Source organism: Dactylococcopsis salina PCC 8305 (genome assembly GCF_000317615.1).
GTDB classification, from domain to species: Bacteria; Cyanobacteriota; Cyanobacteriia; order Cyanobacteriales; family Rubidibacteraceae; genus Halothece; species Halothece salina.
Map to the genome: position 1 here is coordinate 838,652 of NC_019780.1, position 13,880 is coordinate 852,531.

At 41.2% G+C, this 13,880-nt stretch carries 19 protein-coding genes; 11 read left to right on the forward strand and 8 right to left on the reverse strand.

Annotated features, from left to right (window positions below):
- Nucleotides 1–110: 110 nt before the first annotated feature.
- From DACSA_RS22000 to DACSA_RS04340, 5 genes are all read right to left on the reverse strand, one after another.
- Complete coding sequence (locus DACSA_RS22000; RefSeq protein ID WP_232225200.1) at nucleotides 111–677, reverse strand: RpnC/YadD family protein; 567 nt, start codon at nucleotides 675–677, stop codon at nucleotides 111–113.
- A gap of 11 nt (nucleotides 678–688) precedes the next feature.
- Complete coding sequence (locus DACSA_RS22005) at nucleotides 689–991, reverse strand: hypothetical protein (RefSeq protein ID WP_051017276.1); 303 nt, start codon at nucleotides 989–991, stop codon at nucleotides 689–691.
- Nucleotides 992–1,147: 156 nt separating this feature from the next.
- A complete protein-coding gene (locus DACSA_RS04330; protein WP_015228599.1) occupies nucleotides 1,148–3,385 on the reverse strand; it encodes a PBP1A family penicillin-binding protein in 2,238 nt (745 codons plus the stop codon).
- Nucleotides 3,372–3,875 (reverse strand): signal peptidase II, encoded by a 504-nt coding sequence (lspA, locus tag DACSA_RS04335; RefSeq protein ID WP_015228600.1) that lies wholly within the window; start codon nucleotides 3,873–3,875, stop codon nucleotides 3,372–3,374. Before lspA ends, DACSA_RS04330 begins: the two co-directional genes overlap by 14 nt.
- The gene (locus DACSA_RS04340) at nucleotides 3,875–4,465 is read right to left on the reverse strand and encodes a biotin transporter BioY (RefSeq protein WP_015228601.1); all 591 of its coding nucleotides are present in this window, start codon (nucleotides 4,463–4,465) and stop codon (nucleotides 3,875–3,877) included. The genes lspA and DACSA_RS04340 overlap by 1 nt, the downstream gene beginning before the upstream one ends.
- A 58-nt stretch (nucleotides 4,466–4,523) precedes the next feature.
- Between DACSA_RS04340 and DACSA_RS22010 the strand changes: the two genes are divergently transcribed.
- Nucleotides 4,524–4,730: a hypothetical protein gene (locus tag DACSA_RS22010; RefSeq protein ID WP_232225202.1), complete on the forward strand. Its 207-nt coding sequence runs from the start codon at nucleotides 4,524–4,526 to the stop codon at nucleotides 4,728–4,730.
- Nucleotides 4,731–4,898: 168 nt separating this feature from the next.
- On the opposite strand, the gene DACSA_RS04350 is transcribed toward DACSA_RS22010, so the two are convergent.
- Nucleotides 4,899–5,354: a DUF4168 domain-containing protein gene (locus DACSA_RS04350; RefSeq protein ID WP_015228603.1), complete on the reverse strand. Its 456-nt coding sequence runs from the start codon at nucleotides 5,352–5,354 to the stop codon at nucleotides 4,899–4,901.
- A gap of 103 nt (nucleotides 5,355–5,457) precedes the next feature.
- Nucleotides 5,458–6,441, reverse strand: a complete 984-nt coding sequence (gene holA, locus DACSA_RS04355; protein ID WP_015228604.1) for a DNA polymerase III subunit delta — start codon at nucleotides 6,439–6,441, stop codon at nucleotides 5,458–5,460.
- Between the two features lie 189 nt (nucleotides 6,442–6,630).
- On the opposite strand from holA, the gene DACSA_RS04360 reads away from it, so the two are divergent.
- The 3 genes from DACSA_RS04360 to DACSA_RS04375 all read left to right on the forward strand — a co-directional run bounded on the left by DACSA_RS04360 (nucleotide 6,631) and on the right by DACSA_RS04375 (nucleotide 9,645).
- Entirely contained in the window at nucleotides 6,631–7,428 is a 798-nt protein-coding gene (locus tag DACSA_RS04360) for a hypothetical protein (RefSeq protein WP_015228605.1), read from the forward strand.
- A 349-nt stretch (nucleotides 7,429–7,777) separates the two neighbouring features.
- Complete coding sequence (locus DACSA_RS04370) at nucleotides 7,778–8,395, forward strand: cobalt-precorrin-8X methylmutase (RefSeq protein ID WP_015228606.1); 618 nt, start codon at nucleotides 7,778–7,780, stop codon at nucleotides 8,393–8,395.
- Nucleotides 8,392–9,645 (forward strand): bifunctional cobalt-precorrin-7 (C(5))-methyltransferase/cobalt-precorrin-6B (C(15))-methyltransferase, encoded by a 1,254-nt coding sequence (locus DACSA_RS04375; RefSeq protein ID WP_015228607.1) that lies wholly within the window; start codon nucleotides 8,392–8,394, stop codon nucleotides 9,643–9,645. The genes DACSA_RS04370 and DACSA_RS04375 overlap by 4 nt, the downstream gene beginning before the upstream one ends.
- Before the next feature lie 231 nt (nucleotides 9,646–9,876).
- On the opposite strand, the gene DACSA_RS04380 is transcribed toward DACSA_RS04375, so the two are convergent.
- On the reverse strand, nucleotides 9,877–10,422 hold the full coding sequence (locus DACSA_RS04380) for a peroxiredoxin family protein (protein WP_015228608.1): 546 nt from the start codon (nucleotides 10,420–10,422) through the stop codon (nucleotides 9,877–9,879).
- Between the two features lie 208 nt (nucleotides 10,423–10,630).
- Here DACSA_RS04380 and DACSA_RS22015 point away from each other — a divergent pair, with 208 nt between their 5' ends.
- From DACSA_RS22015 to DACSA_RS04415, 7 genes are all read left to right on the forward strand, one after another.
- Complete coding sequence (locus DACSA_RS22015; RefSeq protein WP_232225204.1) at nucleotides 10,631–10,807, forward strand: hypothetical protein; 177 nt, start codon at nucleotides 10,631–10,633, stop codon at nucleotides 10,805–10,807.
- Between the two features lie 151 nt (nucleotides 10,808–10,958).
- Nucleotides 10,959–11,795 carry an RpnC/YadD family protein gene (locus DACSA_RS04390; RefSeq protein WP_015228609.1) on the forward strand — a complete coding sequence of 279 codons (837 nt, stop codon included), beginning with the start codon at nucleotides 10,959–10,961 and terminating at the stop codon, nucleotides 11,793–11,795.
- Nucleotides 11,785–12,066: a hypothetical protein gene (locus DACSA_RS04395; protein WP_041235319.1), complete on the forward strand. Its 282-nt coding sequence runs from the start codon at nucleotides 11,785–11,787 to the stop codon at nucleotides 12,064–12,066. The genes DACSA_RS04390 and DACSA_RS04395 overlap by 11 nt, the downstream gene beginning before the upstream one ends.
- Before the next feature lie 30 nt (nucleotides 12,067–12,096).
- Nucleotides 12,097–12,930, forward strand: coding sequence for a hypothetical protein (locus DACSA_RS04400; protein WP_015228610.1), 834 nt, complete (start codon nucleotides 12,097–12,099; stop codon nucleotides 12,928–12,930).
- A gap of 45 nt (nucleotides 12,931–12,975) precedes the next feature.
- Nucleotides 12,976–13,164: a hypothetical protein gene (locus DACSA_RS04405; RefSeq protein WP_041235320.1), complete on the forward strand. Its 189-nt coding sequence runs from the start codon at nucleotides 12,976–12,978 to the stop codon at nucleotides 13,162–13,164.
- Nucleotides 13,165–13,209: 45 nt separating this feature from the next.
- Nucleotides 13,210–13,422 carry a hypothetical protein gene (locus tag DACSA_RS04410; RefSeq protein WP_041235321.1) on the forward strand — a complete coding sequence of 71 codons (213 nt, stop codon included), beginning with the start codon at nucleotides 13,210–13,212 and terminating at the stop codon, nucleotides 13,420–13,422.
- A 31-nt stretch (nucleotides 13,423–13,453) separates the two neighbouring features.
- Complete coding sequence (locus tag DACSA_RS04415; protein WP_041235322.1) at nucleotides 13,454–13,669, forward strand: hypothetical protein; 216 nt, start codon at nucleotides 13,454–13,456, stop codon at nucleotides 13,667–13,669.
- Nucleotides 13,670–13,880 lie beyond the last annotated feature (211 nt).

Consider the following 13,880-nt stretch of genomic DNA (forward strand, 5'->3'; position numbering starts at 1 on the left):
TTCGTTATTCGTTATTCGTTATTCGTTATTCGTTATTTGTTCACTGATTACTGGTCACTGGTCACCGGTCACTGATCACTGATTACTGCTTACTGATCACTGATCACTGGTCACTGATTACTGAGTTCCATCACTTCTTCTAAAGAAAGTTCGGTGAGTTCAACAATCTCTTCCCAAGCCATTCCCTTACGGAGAAGTTTTTGTGCAATCCTCCGTTGCGCCGTCTGTTCGGCTTCTCGTTGCCATCTTTCTTTTTCTTGCTGATAAAGAGGGGCTAAACGCATAATTAATTCTCTCTCTTCTGGTTCTAGGTTCTCTCTTGATTGTAAATTTTCTCGCAGGGTATAAAGTAGTTCTAGGGCAGGTTGACGAAAAGGATTTTCTGAACTGAGAATTTCTAATTCATCAATGGCTTGTTTTTGCACTTTGTCTCGACCTAAAACTCTTAACCATAGGGTTTCTTCAGTGCGTGGTAGTTGATGAATGGCGATAATTGTGGTTTTCCATGAGGGGGCTAAACGATAAAAACCTGATAAGTCATTAGGACTAGGAAAAGCATTAACTTCTGATAACAAGGTCGCTGAAGCAGTGGGGGTTAATATCCACAATCGCGGAACACTTTCTAAAGAAAAGGAAAGACGTTTCCGTTTGGCTTGTCGTTTACATTCTCCTTTCACTAACAACCATTTTAATAAACAATCTCCAATTTCATCAGGTGTAATGGCGTTACGGTAGCGAGTGCGTAATTCTGGGGTTTCCCCAGAATGTAAGACGCACTCAAGACAGGCTCAAAAATAGAGGAAGCGGTTGCCATTCTGCCTAAACATCCTAACTGATTGAGTGCGGTTAAGTTGTCTCGCGCTGGTTCAAACCAGACATCAATTTGTTGTTCTTCTGCGGATACTCGTCTGGGTGCTTTGACTGTTCCAAATTTTTCGAGAAGGGTTTCTAGGTAGTCTTTAGCAAATTTATCGTGGATAAAACGGGTCATTATTGATTATAATTAATGGGCAGTAATATCAAGTTCAGGTAATTCCTTATAATTGGTGTTGGGTTTCGTAAACTCCACCCAACCTACGTTTTGGTGTTGGGTTTCCCGTGGAGACGTTCCATGGAACGTCTCTACCCAACCTACGTTTTACTTAATTTAAGGATGAAGCATTGATTGCATATAATTTCCCCACAGTTGCGCGGCGGCGGCGCTACTACCGCGAGTGGGAGAGGGTTGATCATTCCCTAGCCAAATTCCTGTGGTGAGGTTCTCATCGGGAAGATAGCCAATAAACCATAAATCGACGGCATCATCTGTTGTTCCTGTTTTTCCTGCTGCATTTTTCCCAATGTTGGCACTGCTTCCAGTTCCTTCTCTTACTACTCCCTGTAACCATTGAGTCATCGTTGCGGCTGTTTCGGAGGAAATCACGGGGCGATCGAGTGCTGCGTCATTGTTATCATCATAAATTAACCGACAGGTTTGATAATCATCGGGGTTGCTACAGTCTCCCCCGTCAAAAATGCGAGTAATGCCATGAGGATGATTTTTAATGCCATTATGATCAAACACTGCATAAGCGCCGGTCATCTCTAAAACGTTGACTTCACTTTGTCCTAAAACTAATCCTGGCACGGGATTTAAGGAGGAACTAACTCCCAACCGTTGCGCCATTTCTACTACTTGTTTTAAGCCCACATCTTTTGCGACTCGTAGCGCTACTGCGTTTTCTGATTGCGCTAAACCTCGTCCTAGTGTGATGTTACCACTGCTACGTTCACAACCGCGATAGTTTTGTCCTTGCCAAGTGATGGGAGTACAGGAATAGGTTTTATTGGGAGAAATGCCTTGTTCTAAGGCGGCTGCGTAGGCAAAAACTTTAAATGTTGAACCAGGTTGACGTTGCGCTTGTGTTGCTCGATTAAACTGGCTTTCTTGATAGTTTTTACCGCCGACTAAAGCCAAGATTGCTCCCGTTTCACTGTCGAGAGTGACCATTGCTCCTTGATTATAACCGTAGAATGATCCTTGATTACTAATGTTTTCTCGGAGTTGGTTTTCGGCGATCGTTTGTCGGTTTAAATCGATCGAAGTTTCAACAATAAAGTTCCCTTCTGAGGCTAATTCTGATCCTAATAGTTGTTGTAATTCTACAAAAACATGATTATAAAAATAGGGGGCGCGAATTTGAGAAAAGGTTTGTTTTGCTTTGGGGCTGACTTCAATTCGAGAACGACGCGCTCGTTGTGCTTCTTCTGAGCTTACCATCCCTAATTTTGCCATACGATCGATGACGCGATCGCGGAATTTTACTGCTGTTTCATAATTTCGCACAGGATTATAGGCATTAGGGGCGGGTAAAATTGCCACTAAAGTTGCTGCTTCTGATAAGTTTAAATCCATCGCTGATTTGTCAAAGTAAAATTGAGCGGCATCCTCAAATCCGTAACTTCCCACTCCTAAATAAACTCGATTTAAATAGGTGAGCAAAATTCGATCTTTACTGTAAAATGTTTCTAGTTTGAGAGCGACGATCATTTCATTTAATTTGCGCTCGATCGTGTTTTCTCGTCCCACATAGTCAGGATAAAGACTTCGCGCTAACTGTTGCGTGAGGGTACTTGCTCCTTGACGGACATCAGATGCGGTAAAATTAATAATTGCTGCTCTTAAAACCCCGATCGGATCAACGCCAAAATGCCAATAAAAACGGGTATCTTCAGAAGCAATCACCGCATCGGGAAGATAAGGAGAAAAGTCAGATAATTTCTCTAATTCTTGATGAGTATTACTTTGTAAAGGACGTAAGGGAGTTTGTCCGTCACGGGAGTAAACCACCACCGGACCTTGTACGCCTAAAGGAAGGGGTTGGACAGAAAACTTTGTCCATTGAATGCCAATTAACACCGCTAAAATTACCGCGACTCCTCCCACGCCATAAAAGAAATAGGAAAGACTTTGTAATAATAAAGGAGGCGGATTATGGTAAGTAATTTCTACCACATCAGCAACATTAGGCGGACCAAGAGTAAACTTGTCACCATGACGGAGGGGAAAGGAAGATTTCTTGCGTTTTCCGATATAAATTCCGTTCAGTGAGTCTTCATCTTTGACAAAATAATTGCCCTTTTGATCTTGATTAATCGAAATATGAATTTGACTAATTAGAGAGTTCCGAATTACAATATCACTGGCGCGAGAACTACGTCCTAATAAATATCGATTGCCCACTAAAGGATGTTTACTAATTTGCTTTTCTCGACCATTTTTAATGTGTAATTCAGGAACTTTTGCACTGGGTTTTAAGGTCAGTGCTTGCGCTTGTACGGTTTGAATCGCTTGGGTTAAAAAGTTATTTGTAGAAGCAGATTCTGATTGTTTACGATTGTTCATTGCTGTCTTGTTCTCCGTTTCTTGGACGGCGAGAACGTTGGAAAACAGGGAAATTAGTAATGATTAGAAAGAAAATACCGAAGTTAATACAAATATCAGCAAGATTAAAAATAGGAAATTGAATTAAACGGAAGTCTAAAAAATCCACAACATAGCCAAATAAAAAGCGATCTAGACCATTACCCGCCGCACCTGCTAAAACAAACCCATAACCGAGTTGTTCTAGTTTTGGTAAACGAGGACTAAACCAAGCAAACAATATTAAGCCAATGGTAACAGCTAGGGATAGCCAACGTAACCATTCTCCATTTTCTGCAAACAGACTAAACGCAGCTCCTGTATTAATAACATAGGTAAAATGAAAAATATTGGGAATAAGCTCGATCGTTTCGCCAATTTCTGAGAAGGATTGAACCACCCATAATTTTGTTCCCTGATCTAAGATAAAACCAAGAATTGCAACTAGCCAAAATAAACGATTTTTCTTCATTAATAAAACAAGATATTTCTTAATCCATAAGCTAACACAGCGACCGCACAAACTAAAACTAATTGCGCTGATAAAGGTTGCCAAGAATACTGAATAATATTGGGGATTAGGGGTAATATTGCATCAAAAATCATAAGATTGAAATAATGTAAACCAACTAAATAAATAATTCCCATTCCATGAATTACAATCAGTCCCAACAAACAACTTAAAGCCAACCATTCCAATTGTTTTTGACGGCGAAATGCTAAAATACCACAAAACCAAGCCCCAGGAACAAAACCAATGATATACCCAAAACTAGGTTCGGTGAGATAACCCATCCCACCCCCACGAGAAAACACGGGAAGCCACACTAAACCTAATGTGACATAAGCAAGTTGTGATAAAAAACCCGCACGTTTTCCCCCCAAACAAGCGGTTAATAAGACAGCAGCAATTTGAAAGGTAATCCCCAAGGAATGAGTTTTAAGTCCTTCTTCTGACCAAGACCAAGGAAAATTTGTCATAAAGGCTTCTACAAACGTTCCCGCAATGGTCAAAATTAAACCGATGATTGTCCAGAGTAATTCATGGTTTGGAGAAGACACAGACGATCCTCACTTTGGTTGACAAGTTAATAATTTGAAACTTTACTTTATCATTTCTTTGCCTCAGCTAAGGCAAAAGGCAAGAGGCAAGAGGCAAGAGGCAAAAGGCAAGATGGGGAAGATGGGGGAGATGGGGGAGATGGGGCAGATGGGGGAGATGGGGCAGATGGGGGAGATGGGGAAGAAAAATCGCTCCCTTGTCTCCCTTGTCCTCCTTGTCTCCCTTGTCCCCCTTGTCTCCCATTTATCCCTTGCACTTTTTTGAGGAGTTAAGAGCCTTAAAACCAGATGGTACGCGAGTTTTAGCTTTCTTGACTCAAGCCCTAAATACTGGTCACTGGTCACTGGTCACTGATTGGTGTTGGGTTTCGTGTCCTTCACCCAACCTACGTTTTTCGTGTTGGGTTTTGTGTCCTTCATCCAAACGATATCTCTACTGGAGTTCTAACATTTCCGCTTGTACTTGTTCTTTTAATTCAGGGTTAGATTTAACTTCGGTGGTGATGGCGTTAAATTCTGCTACGGTTAATCCCTTTTGCTGTACAATTTCTTTAGAACGATCGCAGTAGTTGGTGATCAACGATCGAGCTTCGGAAGTTAAATTACGATAACTCTGGGAGCGATTACAAGCAATTGTCGGCACTTGTTCTGAGTCTAAAATCGTTTGAATTTCTCGAAATGTTCTTTGACGCAATGGCTCAATAGCAAGAAGAGCTTCAGCATAGTTTTTGACTTGTTGCTGATCATAACTGGTTTCTTGCGCGATCGCTGCTACCCTAATTTTATGATCATACTGTGTTGGACTAACCAGATTCAATCCACTCTCAAAAAACAAAAGAGTGGTGGTGAGGAGAGTAATTTTCAAGATGTAATGGAAACAAGAAAACATAATCAGGGGTAATGTTGATCTAAGTTATTTTTTTGTGGCGAGAATGTGCTTCCCAGAAAGGTGAGACGATGATTAAAATTAAAAAGTTTCAGAAGGTTGATCCCTATTTTTGGAAAATTTGACAAAGTTGTATCACTTGCGATTGAAGTGTTGTCATTGCGTCTTCTCCCCTTTTGAGAGCGGCTTCTAATTCTAAGAGAAGGGGAAAAGCCTTAATAAATTTTGTGATCGAAACTGACTGTACTTCTTGACGAAGAAAATAAACCCGTTTCGGATTATTAATTTCTGCAGCTTTAGCAATGACTTGATTATCTTTTTCTCCTTTTGCTATCATCAATTTTAACCAGAACCAAGTTCGGAATTGTCCCACTAAAACAGCGACGATTTTTAAAGCGGGTTCATTGCGGTTGAGTAAGTCGGATACTAACTGTAAAGCCTGATTGGTATCACCATTAATAATTGCTTTCGCTAACTGTAAGCTGTTGTGAGTGCTACCACTGACTAACTGCTCGATCGCGCTCTCGTCGAGGGTGTTCTGGTTTCCCGTCGCATATAAAGCCAGCTTTTCCAACTCTTGGGATAACAAACGAGTATTATTCCCCACCGCTTCGGCTAAACGCTCTTTTGCTGCTTTTGTCAGTTTGACTTGTTTTTCTTGCGCGATCGTTTCCACTTGTGTTAACAGTCGTTCAGTTTGCCAAGGTGGAATCAATCCAAACTCTTTAATGGTGGCATATTTTTTTAAGAAGCGAGTTGATTTTAAACGCCCATCGGGTTTGTTGTTAGTGCTAAACAACAGATGAGAAGTAGGGGGGAGTTTTGGTAAAGTGCGCTCTAACTCCAAAAATAAAGCATCTGAGCAACGTTGAGCGATCGTGGCTTGGGATACCCAAACAAAACGTTCTCCTGCGCCAAATGGAGGCGTTAACGCTTGATACAGCGCTTCCGTTACTGCTTCGGTTTGATCACCCGCAATAATGTCTTCGTTAAACTCTTTCCAAAGTGGATCAACAACCTTTTCCCGTAAAACAGTGATCGCTTGCGTTAAGCGATATTCATCCTCTCCCCAAAAAAAGTAAACTGGCATCAGTCGAATATGTTTTTTGTCGGTTTTTCCTTTATTGTGGTTATATGAGGGTAGTTAACGCCAGCATTGCTGGAAAAAACCCTTTCTGGACAGCAGTAGGAAGTGGAACTCAGGCTAGATCAGATTTCCGAGAAATCGGTTTTAGTTGTTGTAAGTTCCTTATAACGGTTATCAGGAGATAGATTAGCCTTGGACGAAGCCTATCAAAAGTATGTGGAACAAGTCGGGCGCTTATCACAGCCGTCTTTGTATCCAACACAATTAAAAAATATTCAGGAATCCCCGAAATTTCAACGGGATGAGACGGGGAAGGTAGAAGCGCGATCTTTCCCAGGATATAGCGTGGTCACTCCTCCCTATCAAGATGATAGTAGCAATGAGGGGTTTTATCATCACTTGGCGCAAACCCAAAAACGGTTATTGAGTCAACTTCCCCAAGACTTTATTTTACCCGTGCCGCCTCCTAGTTTTCATGTTACTTTAGCGGACTTGATTTGGGGAGATGAATTTCAAAGCGCAGTGGCAAAAAATCCCGAGTTTGAAACTCAATTGAAAGCTCAAATCGCTGCTAGTTTTGAACAATATCAACGAGAAAATTATGCTTCTAAACCTTTACAATGGCAGTTATTAGGATTAATTATTCGCCCTCGCGCGATCGTGGTTGGTTTGCTACCGAAAGATGATCATTCTTATCAGCAAGTGCTTCAATTACGGCGTGCCATTTATCAAAATCAAGGTTTATTATCATTAGGATTAGAACAACATTATCATTTTTTAGCTCATGTTACTTTAGGGTATTTTGGAAAAGTGCCACCCGAATCAGAAAAAGATGCTATTTGCACAACTTTAACCGCAATTAATGACCAATGGCTAGAGATTGATCCTAAAATTCTGACGGTCGATCGCGCTGAGTTACGGAAGTTTTCTGATATGACTTCTTTCACTCGTGATGCTGATTTCCCTGTGATTAATTTTAGAGAAAAATGATTAATTTTCCAATAAGTTTTTAAGCATCTAAATTATACCATTTTGGAAAAGTTAAGTTACACTTGATCCCCCCAAACCCCCCTTATTAAGGGGGGCTTAGCCGATCGTTAATGTAGCGCCAATTGTTCAAAATGGTATTAGTTTGTTGAGACAGGAGAAGCCAAAGCGTAGGTTGGGTGGAGGCAACAAAACCCAACCCCACCCTTATTTTCATTGGGTAAAGTCGCTGAAATCTCCCCATCTCCCCCATCTCCCTTGTCTCCCTTGTCTCCCTACCTCCCTTGATTTCAAAAGAATGAAACAACCCTGAGGTTAGGGGGGATAAAAATTTTGTCAATTTACTATTTCTATGGAAAAAAAATCGCTCAATCATCCGATCGTCGAAGAAAGTTTTGCTATCATTGACCAAGAAGTTGGAGAACATTCTTATCCAACCGCAGAATATCAAGTGATTCGTCGCGCCATTCATGGGACAGCAGATTTTGAATTTCTAGATTTATTCTATTTTAGCGATCGGGCGATCGACTGCGCGATCGAAGCCTTAAAAAACCAGACTCCCATTATTGTTGATGTGGGAATGGTAAAAAAGGGAATCCAAAACCTAGTGGAAAAAACTTCCCAAAACCCAATTTTATGTGCGTTAGACGAAGCGAAAAATGTTCCTGTTGGCAAGACACGCACCGAAACAGGATTAGTCAAATGTTTAGAGAATTATCCGCAAGGGATTTATGTCATTGGCAATGCTCCCACCGCGCTTTTAGCCTTATGTGATGGCATCAAAAAAGGAATTGCACAACCGAGTTTAGTTGTGGGTGTACCCGTAGGGTTTGTATCAGTTATCGAGTCAAAAACAGCACTGGCACAAACCAATATTCCCCAAATTCGAGTAGAAGGACGTAAGGGCGGATCAGCAGTTGCAGGAGCAATTATAAACGCTTTATTGGTGCTAAGTCAAGAGGAAAAATGAGTCAGTTTTTACCGATTTCTGTGGTTGGTGTTGGTTTGGATGGTCGGGAAGGATTAACGGAAAAAGTCAGAAAAATTATTAATGAAGCAACGGTTTTGGTGGGAAGTGAACGGCAATTAAGTTATTTTACTTCCTCCGCTGCTAAAGCGGTTAAATTAGGCAATTTGGAGGAAACGATCGCGCTGATTAAAACTCATCAAGAAGCATCGGAAAAGATTGTCATTTTAACCAGTGGTGATCCGTTATTTTATGGTTTAGGTCGTTTATTATTAGAGCATTTTCCCCCTAATCAACTGACCTTTTATCCTCATCTTTCCGCTTTACAAATTGCTTTTAATCGGATTAAAATTCCCTGGCAGAATGCGACATTAATCAGCGCTCATGGACGGAATACAGAAGCATTAGTCAAGGCAATTCAACGGGGAGACAAAAAAATTGGTATCCTCACCGATTATAACAATAATCCTAGCGCGATCGCGCAACTGATTACCGCTCTTGACTTGCCATTTTCTTATCAATTTTGGGTGTGTGAGAATCTAGAAGGAACAGAGGAAAGCTGTCGCTGTTTAGATTTAGAAACCGTAAAATCGGAGCAATTTTCCGCGCTCAATGTGGTCATTTTATTACGAGAAGAAACCCCAATTCCCGATTTAGAAACTTTACCCAGTTTGGGATTAACAGATGATCTTTTTCTGAGTTTTCCCGATCGACCAGGCTTAATGACAAAACGAGAAATCAGACCTTTAATATTAGCAGAATTAGGACTAAAACCAGAACAAATCATTTGGGATATTGGCGCAGGAACAGGCGCAGTTTCCATTGAAATCGCCCGTTTATTTCCAACCTCGCACATTTACGCCTTAGAAAAAACAGCAATGGGAGCATCTTTAATTAAAGCCAACTGTCAACGTTTAAATGTTGAAAATGTAACAGTAATCGAAGGAAGCGCACCCGAAAAACTTCCCAATTCTATACATCCTCAACGAATTTTTATTGGTGGAACAGGTGGCAATTTAACCGCCATTTTAAACCATTGTGAAGAACAATTAGTAACAGGAGGACGGATCGTTTTTGCTTTAGCAACCTTAGAAAACTTAGAAGAAGCTAGACAATGGTTGAGGGAACATCAGTGGCTCGATCGCATTCTACAAATTCAAATTTCTCGTTCTCTTCCCATTGCTCATCTTACCCGTTTTTCTCCTCTCAATCCCGTTACCTTACTAACCGCTTGGCGTATCAATCAATCATAAAACGTAGGTTGGGTGGAGAGAAGCGAAACCCAACACCAAAAACGTAGGTTGGGTGGAGAGAAGCGAAACCCAACACCAAAAACGTAGGTTGGGTAGAGACGTTCCATGGAACATCTCCAAGCGAAACCCAACCTACTCTTTATCATCGATCGAGCGAACCTGATATAAAACCCAAATATAAAAGGGGGGCGAGTAATATTTCCCCCAGAATTGGGGGTGAGGGGGGAGAATTTAATCATCTGAAGAAACAACAGATAATAACTCCTCAACATTAGCATTAGGAGAGAGAAAAGAAAACAGATGTTTGTATTGTAGAACCCCTTCTTCATCTAAGACAAATTCAGCAGGAAGAGGCGCACCTAACGCTTGACCAACACCATATTTCCGAAAGACACTGCAAGTGGGATTACTAAGTAAAGGAAACTGAATATTTAAATCTTTAACCACCTGTTTAGACTGAGAAACATCAGTGCTAGTAATCATTAAAATCTCGATTCCGCGTTGGGTAAATGCTTCATAGCGTTGATTTAATTCCAGAATGTGGGGATAGCAAAGGGGACAATATTGTTTTTCTGTAAAAATGCGAGTAAACGCAAGAATAACTGGTTTTTCTTCCCGATAATCATTCAGTTTAACTTGTTGATCATGGGTAACATCAGGAAGTTCAAAATTAGGAGTTTTTAAACCTAAAATTAAGGGACTACTAGCAGGAATCGGAAAAAAGTTATTGAGAAAACGCTGATTAAATAAGCCACTAAAATCGGTTGATGTTAACATAACGGATTAATTTCAATCTAATTATTTAACTCCAATTTTAACAAATTGAGATGAGTTATAAAAAAACAATAGTGAGAAGCAATTGATGAATGGGAAGCATTGTAATGAAAACAATCCCTTTCACCAAAGGGCGCTGGAACTGCTCTATACCCTGCAAAAGAGTTTAAAATCAAAGCAGGAAATCGAACTAGAGGATAGGGAATTAATTATGAGACTAGAACCTCTTTATCAAATTGAACGTGAACAACGCGATCGAGAAGTTAAACAGCTCACGCAGCGAGAAATTGCAGCTAATCTCCATGCTATGGGTATGGGAATTGAGCAAATTGCCCAAGCCACCGGTCTTTCTCCTGAAGAAGTGAGAAAACTGATTGCAAGTAACTAAAACCCCGCGCCCCCTCCCTCAAACCTGATCGCGCTCCCTCCCTCAAACCTCGATGTCGCGAAGCGACCGCTCTACGAGCATCGCACCCCGAACTAGAATTTCTTACCCCAATCATTTATAATCGTTTAGTTGGTTCATCGCTCCTGATTTTATGACTCGTTTAATCCATGATAAGTTTGCCAAGGATTATTTTGAATCTCTCCTCGAACCCTTTGGCAAAATTAACTCACAGAAACGAGTCTCCGCAGAAGACCAATATATCGATGTTTGGTTTGAACCTGCCCAAGAGCATTTAAGAGAACTTAATGAGTTAGGCGGTCTGGGGAGAATGGCAACCACTCCCTCCATGTTTGAACCTTATCGCAATCCCGTTACCCCTGAGCAAATTGGCGATTGTCTTCTCAAATTATTGCTAGTCAAAACACAGATGAAACGACAGGCAAGACGAAAGGAATCTTCTTTGGCTGAAGAAAGTGTTCCTAGATTATGGATTTTAACACCAACCGCTTCTTCAAAGGTCTTATCAGGATTTAACGCTGTCCAAACTCCTGATGAGTTAGAGGGATTTTATACGTTAGGAAGTTCACTCAATACCCAGATCATCGTCATTCATCAACTTCCTTGTACAGAAGAAACGCTTTGGTTAAGAGTTTTAGGAAGAGACAGAGTTCAACAAGAAGCAATTGATGAATTGGAAGCCTTGAGTGAAAACAATCCCTTTCGCCAAAGGGCACTAGAACTGCTCTATACCCTGCAAAAGAGTTTAAAATCAAGGCAGGAACTCCCATCAGAGGATAGAGAATTAATTATGAGACTAGAACCCCTTTATCAACAAGAACGTGAACAACGCGATCAAGAAATTAAACAACTCATGCAAAAGCAATTTGCCCAAAAACTTCTGAGTAAGGGAATGGAAATTGAGCAAATTGCTGAACTCACTGAACTTTCCCCAGAAGAGATTACTAAGCTAACCAACAATGATAAGTAGTTTTGTAGCGCGATCGCGCCCCGAATTAGATTTTCTACCTAGCGCGATCGCGCCCCGAATTAAAATTCCTTCCCAACTCGATCGCGCCCCCTCCCTCAAACCCCGATCGCGCACTCTCCCTCAAACCCCGATCGTGCTCCCTCCTTCAAACCTCGATCGCGCTCCCTCCTTCAAACCTCGATCGCGCACCCTTCCTCCAACCTCGATCGCGCACCCTCTCTCAAACCCGATCGCGCCCCGAACTAGAATTTCTTACCCCAATCATTTATAATCGTTCAGTTGGTTCATCGCTCCTGATTTTATGACTCGTTTAATCCATGATAAGTTTGCCAAGGATTATTTTGAATCTCTCCTCGAACCCTTTGGTCAAATTAACTCACAGAAACGAGTCTCCGCAGAAGACCAATATATTGATGTTTGGTTTGAACCTGCCCAAGAGCATTTAAGAGAACTTAATGAGTTAGGCGGTCTGGGAAGGATGGCAACTACTCCCTCGATGTTTGAACCCTATCGTAATCCTGTTACCCCTGAGCAAATTGGCGATTGTCTTCTCAAGTTATTGTTGATCAAAGCAGAGATGAAACGACAAGCCAGACGAAAGGAGTCTTCTTTGGCTGAAGAAAGTGTTCCTAAATTATGGATTTTAACCCCAACCGCTTCTTCAACCGTCTTGTCTGGATTTAACGCTTTGCAAACACCTGATGAGTTAGAGGGATTTTATACGTTAGGAAGCTCACTGAGTACCAATATCATCGTCATTCATCAACTCCCTCGTACCTCAGAAACACTTTGGTTAAGAGTCTTAGGAAGAGACAGAGTTCAAAAGGAAGCAATTGATGAATTGGAAGCCTTGAGTGAAAACAATCCCTTTCGTCAAAGGGCGCTGGAACTGCTCTATACCCTGCAAAAGAGTTTAAAATCAAAGCAGGACATTGAACCAGAGGATAGGGAATTAATTATGAGACTAGAACCTCTTTATCAAATTGAACGTGAACAACGCGATCGAGAAATCAAACAAGAAATTGCTACCAATCTCCATAGTATGGGTATGGGAATTGAGCAAATTGCCCAAGCCACCGGTCTTTCTCCGAAACAGGTGATGAAACTGATTAACCAAAATTCTGATGACCAATGACCAGTTACCAACAAATAACGAATAACGAATAACGAATAACAAATTATGAGATTAGAACCGCTTTATCAACAAGAAAAAGAAGAACTACAACGAGAAGTTAAACAGCTCACGCAGCGAGAAATTGCGGCTAATCTTCTCAATAAAGGAATGGAAATTCAGGAGATTGCCGAAGTGACTGGTCTTTCCCCGGAAGAAGTGACGAAACTGATTAACCAAAATTCTGATGACCAATGACCAGTTACCAACAAATAACGAATAACGAATAACGAATAACAAATTATGAGATTAGAACCGCTTTATCAACAAGAAAAAGAAACACTCGTTCGCGAAGCTGAAGAACGCGGTGAAGAACGTGGAGAAGAGCGTACACAGCGAGAAATTGCAGCTAATCTCCTTAGTATGGGTATGGGAATTGAGCAAATTGCCCAAGCCACCGGTCTTTCTCGGAAACAGGTGATGAAACTGATTAACCAAAATTCTGATGACCAATGACCAGTTACCAACAAATAACGAATAACAAATTATGAGATTGGAACCGCTTTATCAACAAGAAAAAGAAACACTCGTTCGAGAAGCCCAAAAGCGGGGTATGGAAATTGGTGAAGAACGTGGTATTGAGATCGCGCAAAAGCGATTTGCCCAAAAACTTCTGAGTAAGGGAATGGAAATTAAGCAGATTGCTGAACTCACTGAACTTTCCCTAGAAGAGATTACTAAGCTGACCAACAATGATGAGTAGTTTAGTAGCGCGATCGCGCTCCCTCCCTCAAACTTTGATCGCGCCCCCTCTCTCAAACCCCGATCGCGCTAGGAATTAAAATTTCTTTCCCAAATAATTTACAATCGTCAAGACAGTGACCAGTTACCAGCTTGCCGAAGGGTGATCAGCTTGCCCTGAGCCTGTCGAAGGGTTACCAACGAATAACGAATAACGAATAACGAATAACGAA

Bases quoted from the DNA above. Each gene is read 5' to 3' on its own strand.
- DACSA_RS22005 (WP_051017276.1), bottom strand. From the start codon at position 991: ATGACCCGTTTTATCCACGATAAATTTGCTAAAGACTACCTAGAAACC.
- DACSA_RS04330 (WP_015228599.1), bottom strand. From the start codon at position 3,385: ATGAACAATCGTAAACAATCAGAATCTGCTTCTACAAATAACTTTTTA.
- lspA (WP_015228600.1), bottom strand. From the start codon at position 3,875: ATGAAGAAAAATCGTTTATTTTGGCTAGTTGCAATTCTTGGTTTTATC.
- DACSA_RS04350 (WP_015228603.1), bottom strand. From the start codon at position 5,354: ATGTTTTCTTGTTTCCATTACATCTTGAAAATTACTCTCCTCACCACC.
- holA (WP_015228604.1), bottom strand. From the start codon at position 6,441: ATGCCAGTTTACTTTTTTTGGGGAGAGGATGAATATCGCTTAACGCAA.
- DACSA_RS04370 (WP_015228606.1), top strand. From the start codon at position 7,778: ATGGAAAAAAAATCGCTCAATCATCCGATCGTCGAAGAAAGTTTTGCT.
- DACSA_RS04375 (WP_015228607.1), top strand. From the start codon at position 8,392: ATGAGTCAGTTTTTACCGATTTCTGTGGTTGGTGTTGGTTTGGATGGT.
- DACSA_RS04380 (WP_015228608.1), bottom strand. From the start codon at position 10,422: ATGTTAACATCAACCGATTTTAGTGGCTTATTTAATCAGCGTTTTCTC.
- DACSA_RS22015 (WP_232225204.1), top strand. From the start codon at position 10,631: ATGAGACTAGAACCTCTTTATCAAATTGAACGTGAACAACGCGATCGA.
- DACSA_RS04390 (WP_015228609.1), top strand. From the start codon at position 10,959: ATGACTCGTTTAATCCATGATAAGTTTGCCAAGGATTATTTTGAATCT.
- DACSA_RS04395 (WP_041235319.1), top strand. From the start codon at position 11,785: ATGATAAGTAGTTTTGTAGCGCGATCGCGCCCCGAATTAGATTTTCTA.
- DACSA_RS04400 (WP_015228610.1), top strand. From the start codon at position 12,097: ATGACTCGTTTAATCCATGATAAGTTTGCCAAGGATTATTTTGAATCT.
- DACSA_RS04405 (WP_041235320.1), top strand. From the start codon at position 12,976: ATGAGATTAGAACCGCTTTATCAACAAGAAAAAGAAGAACTACAACGA.
- DACSA_RS04410 (WP_041235321.1), top strand. From the start codon at position 13,210: ATGAGATTAGAACCGCTTTATCAACAAGAAAAAGAAACACTCGTTCGC.
- DACSA_RS04415 (WP_041235322.1), top strand. From the start codon at position 13,454: ATGAGATTGGAACCGCTTTATCAACAAGAAAAAGAAACACTCGTTCGA.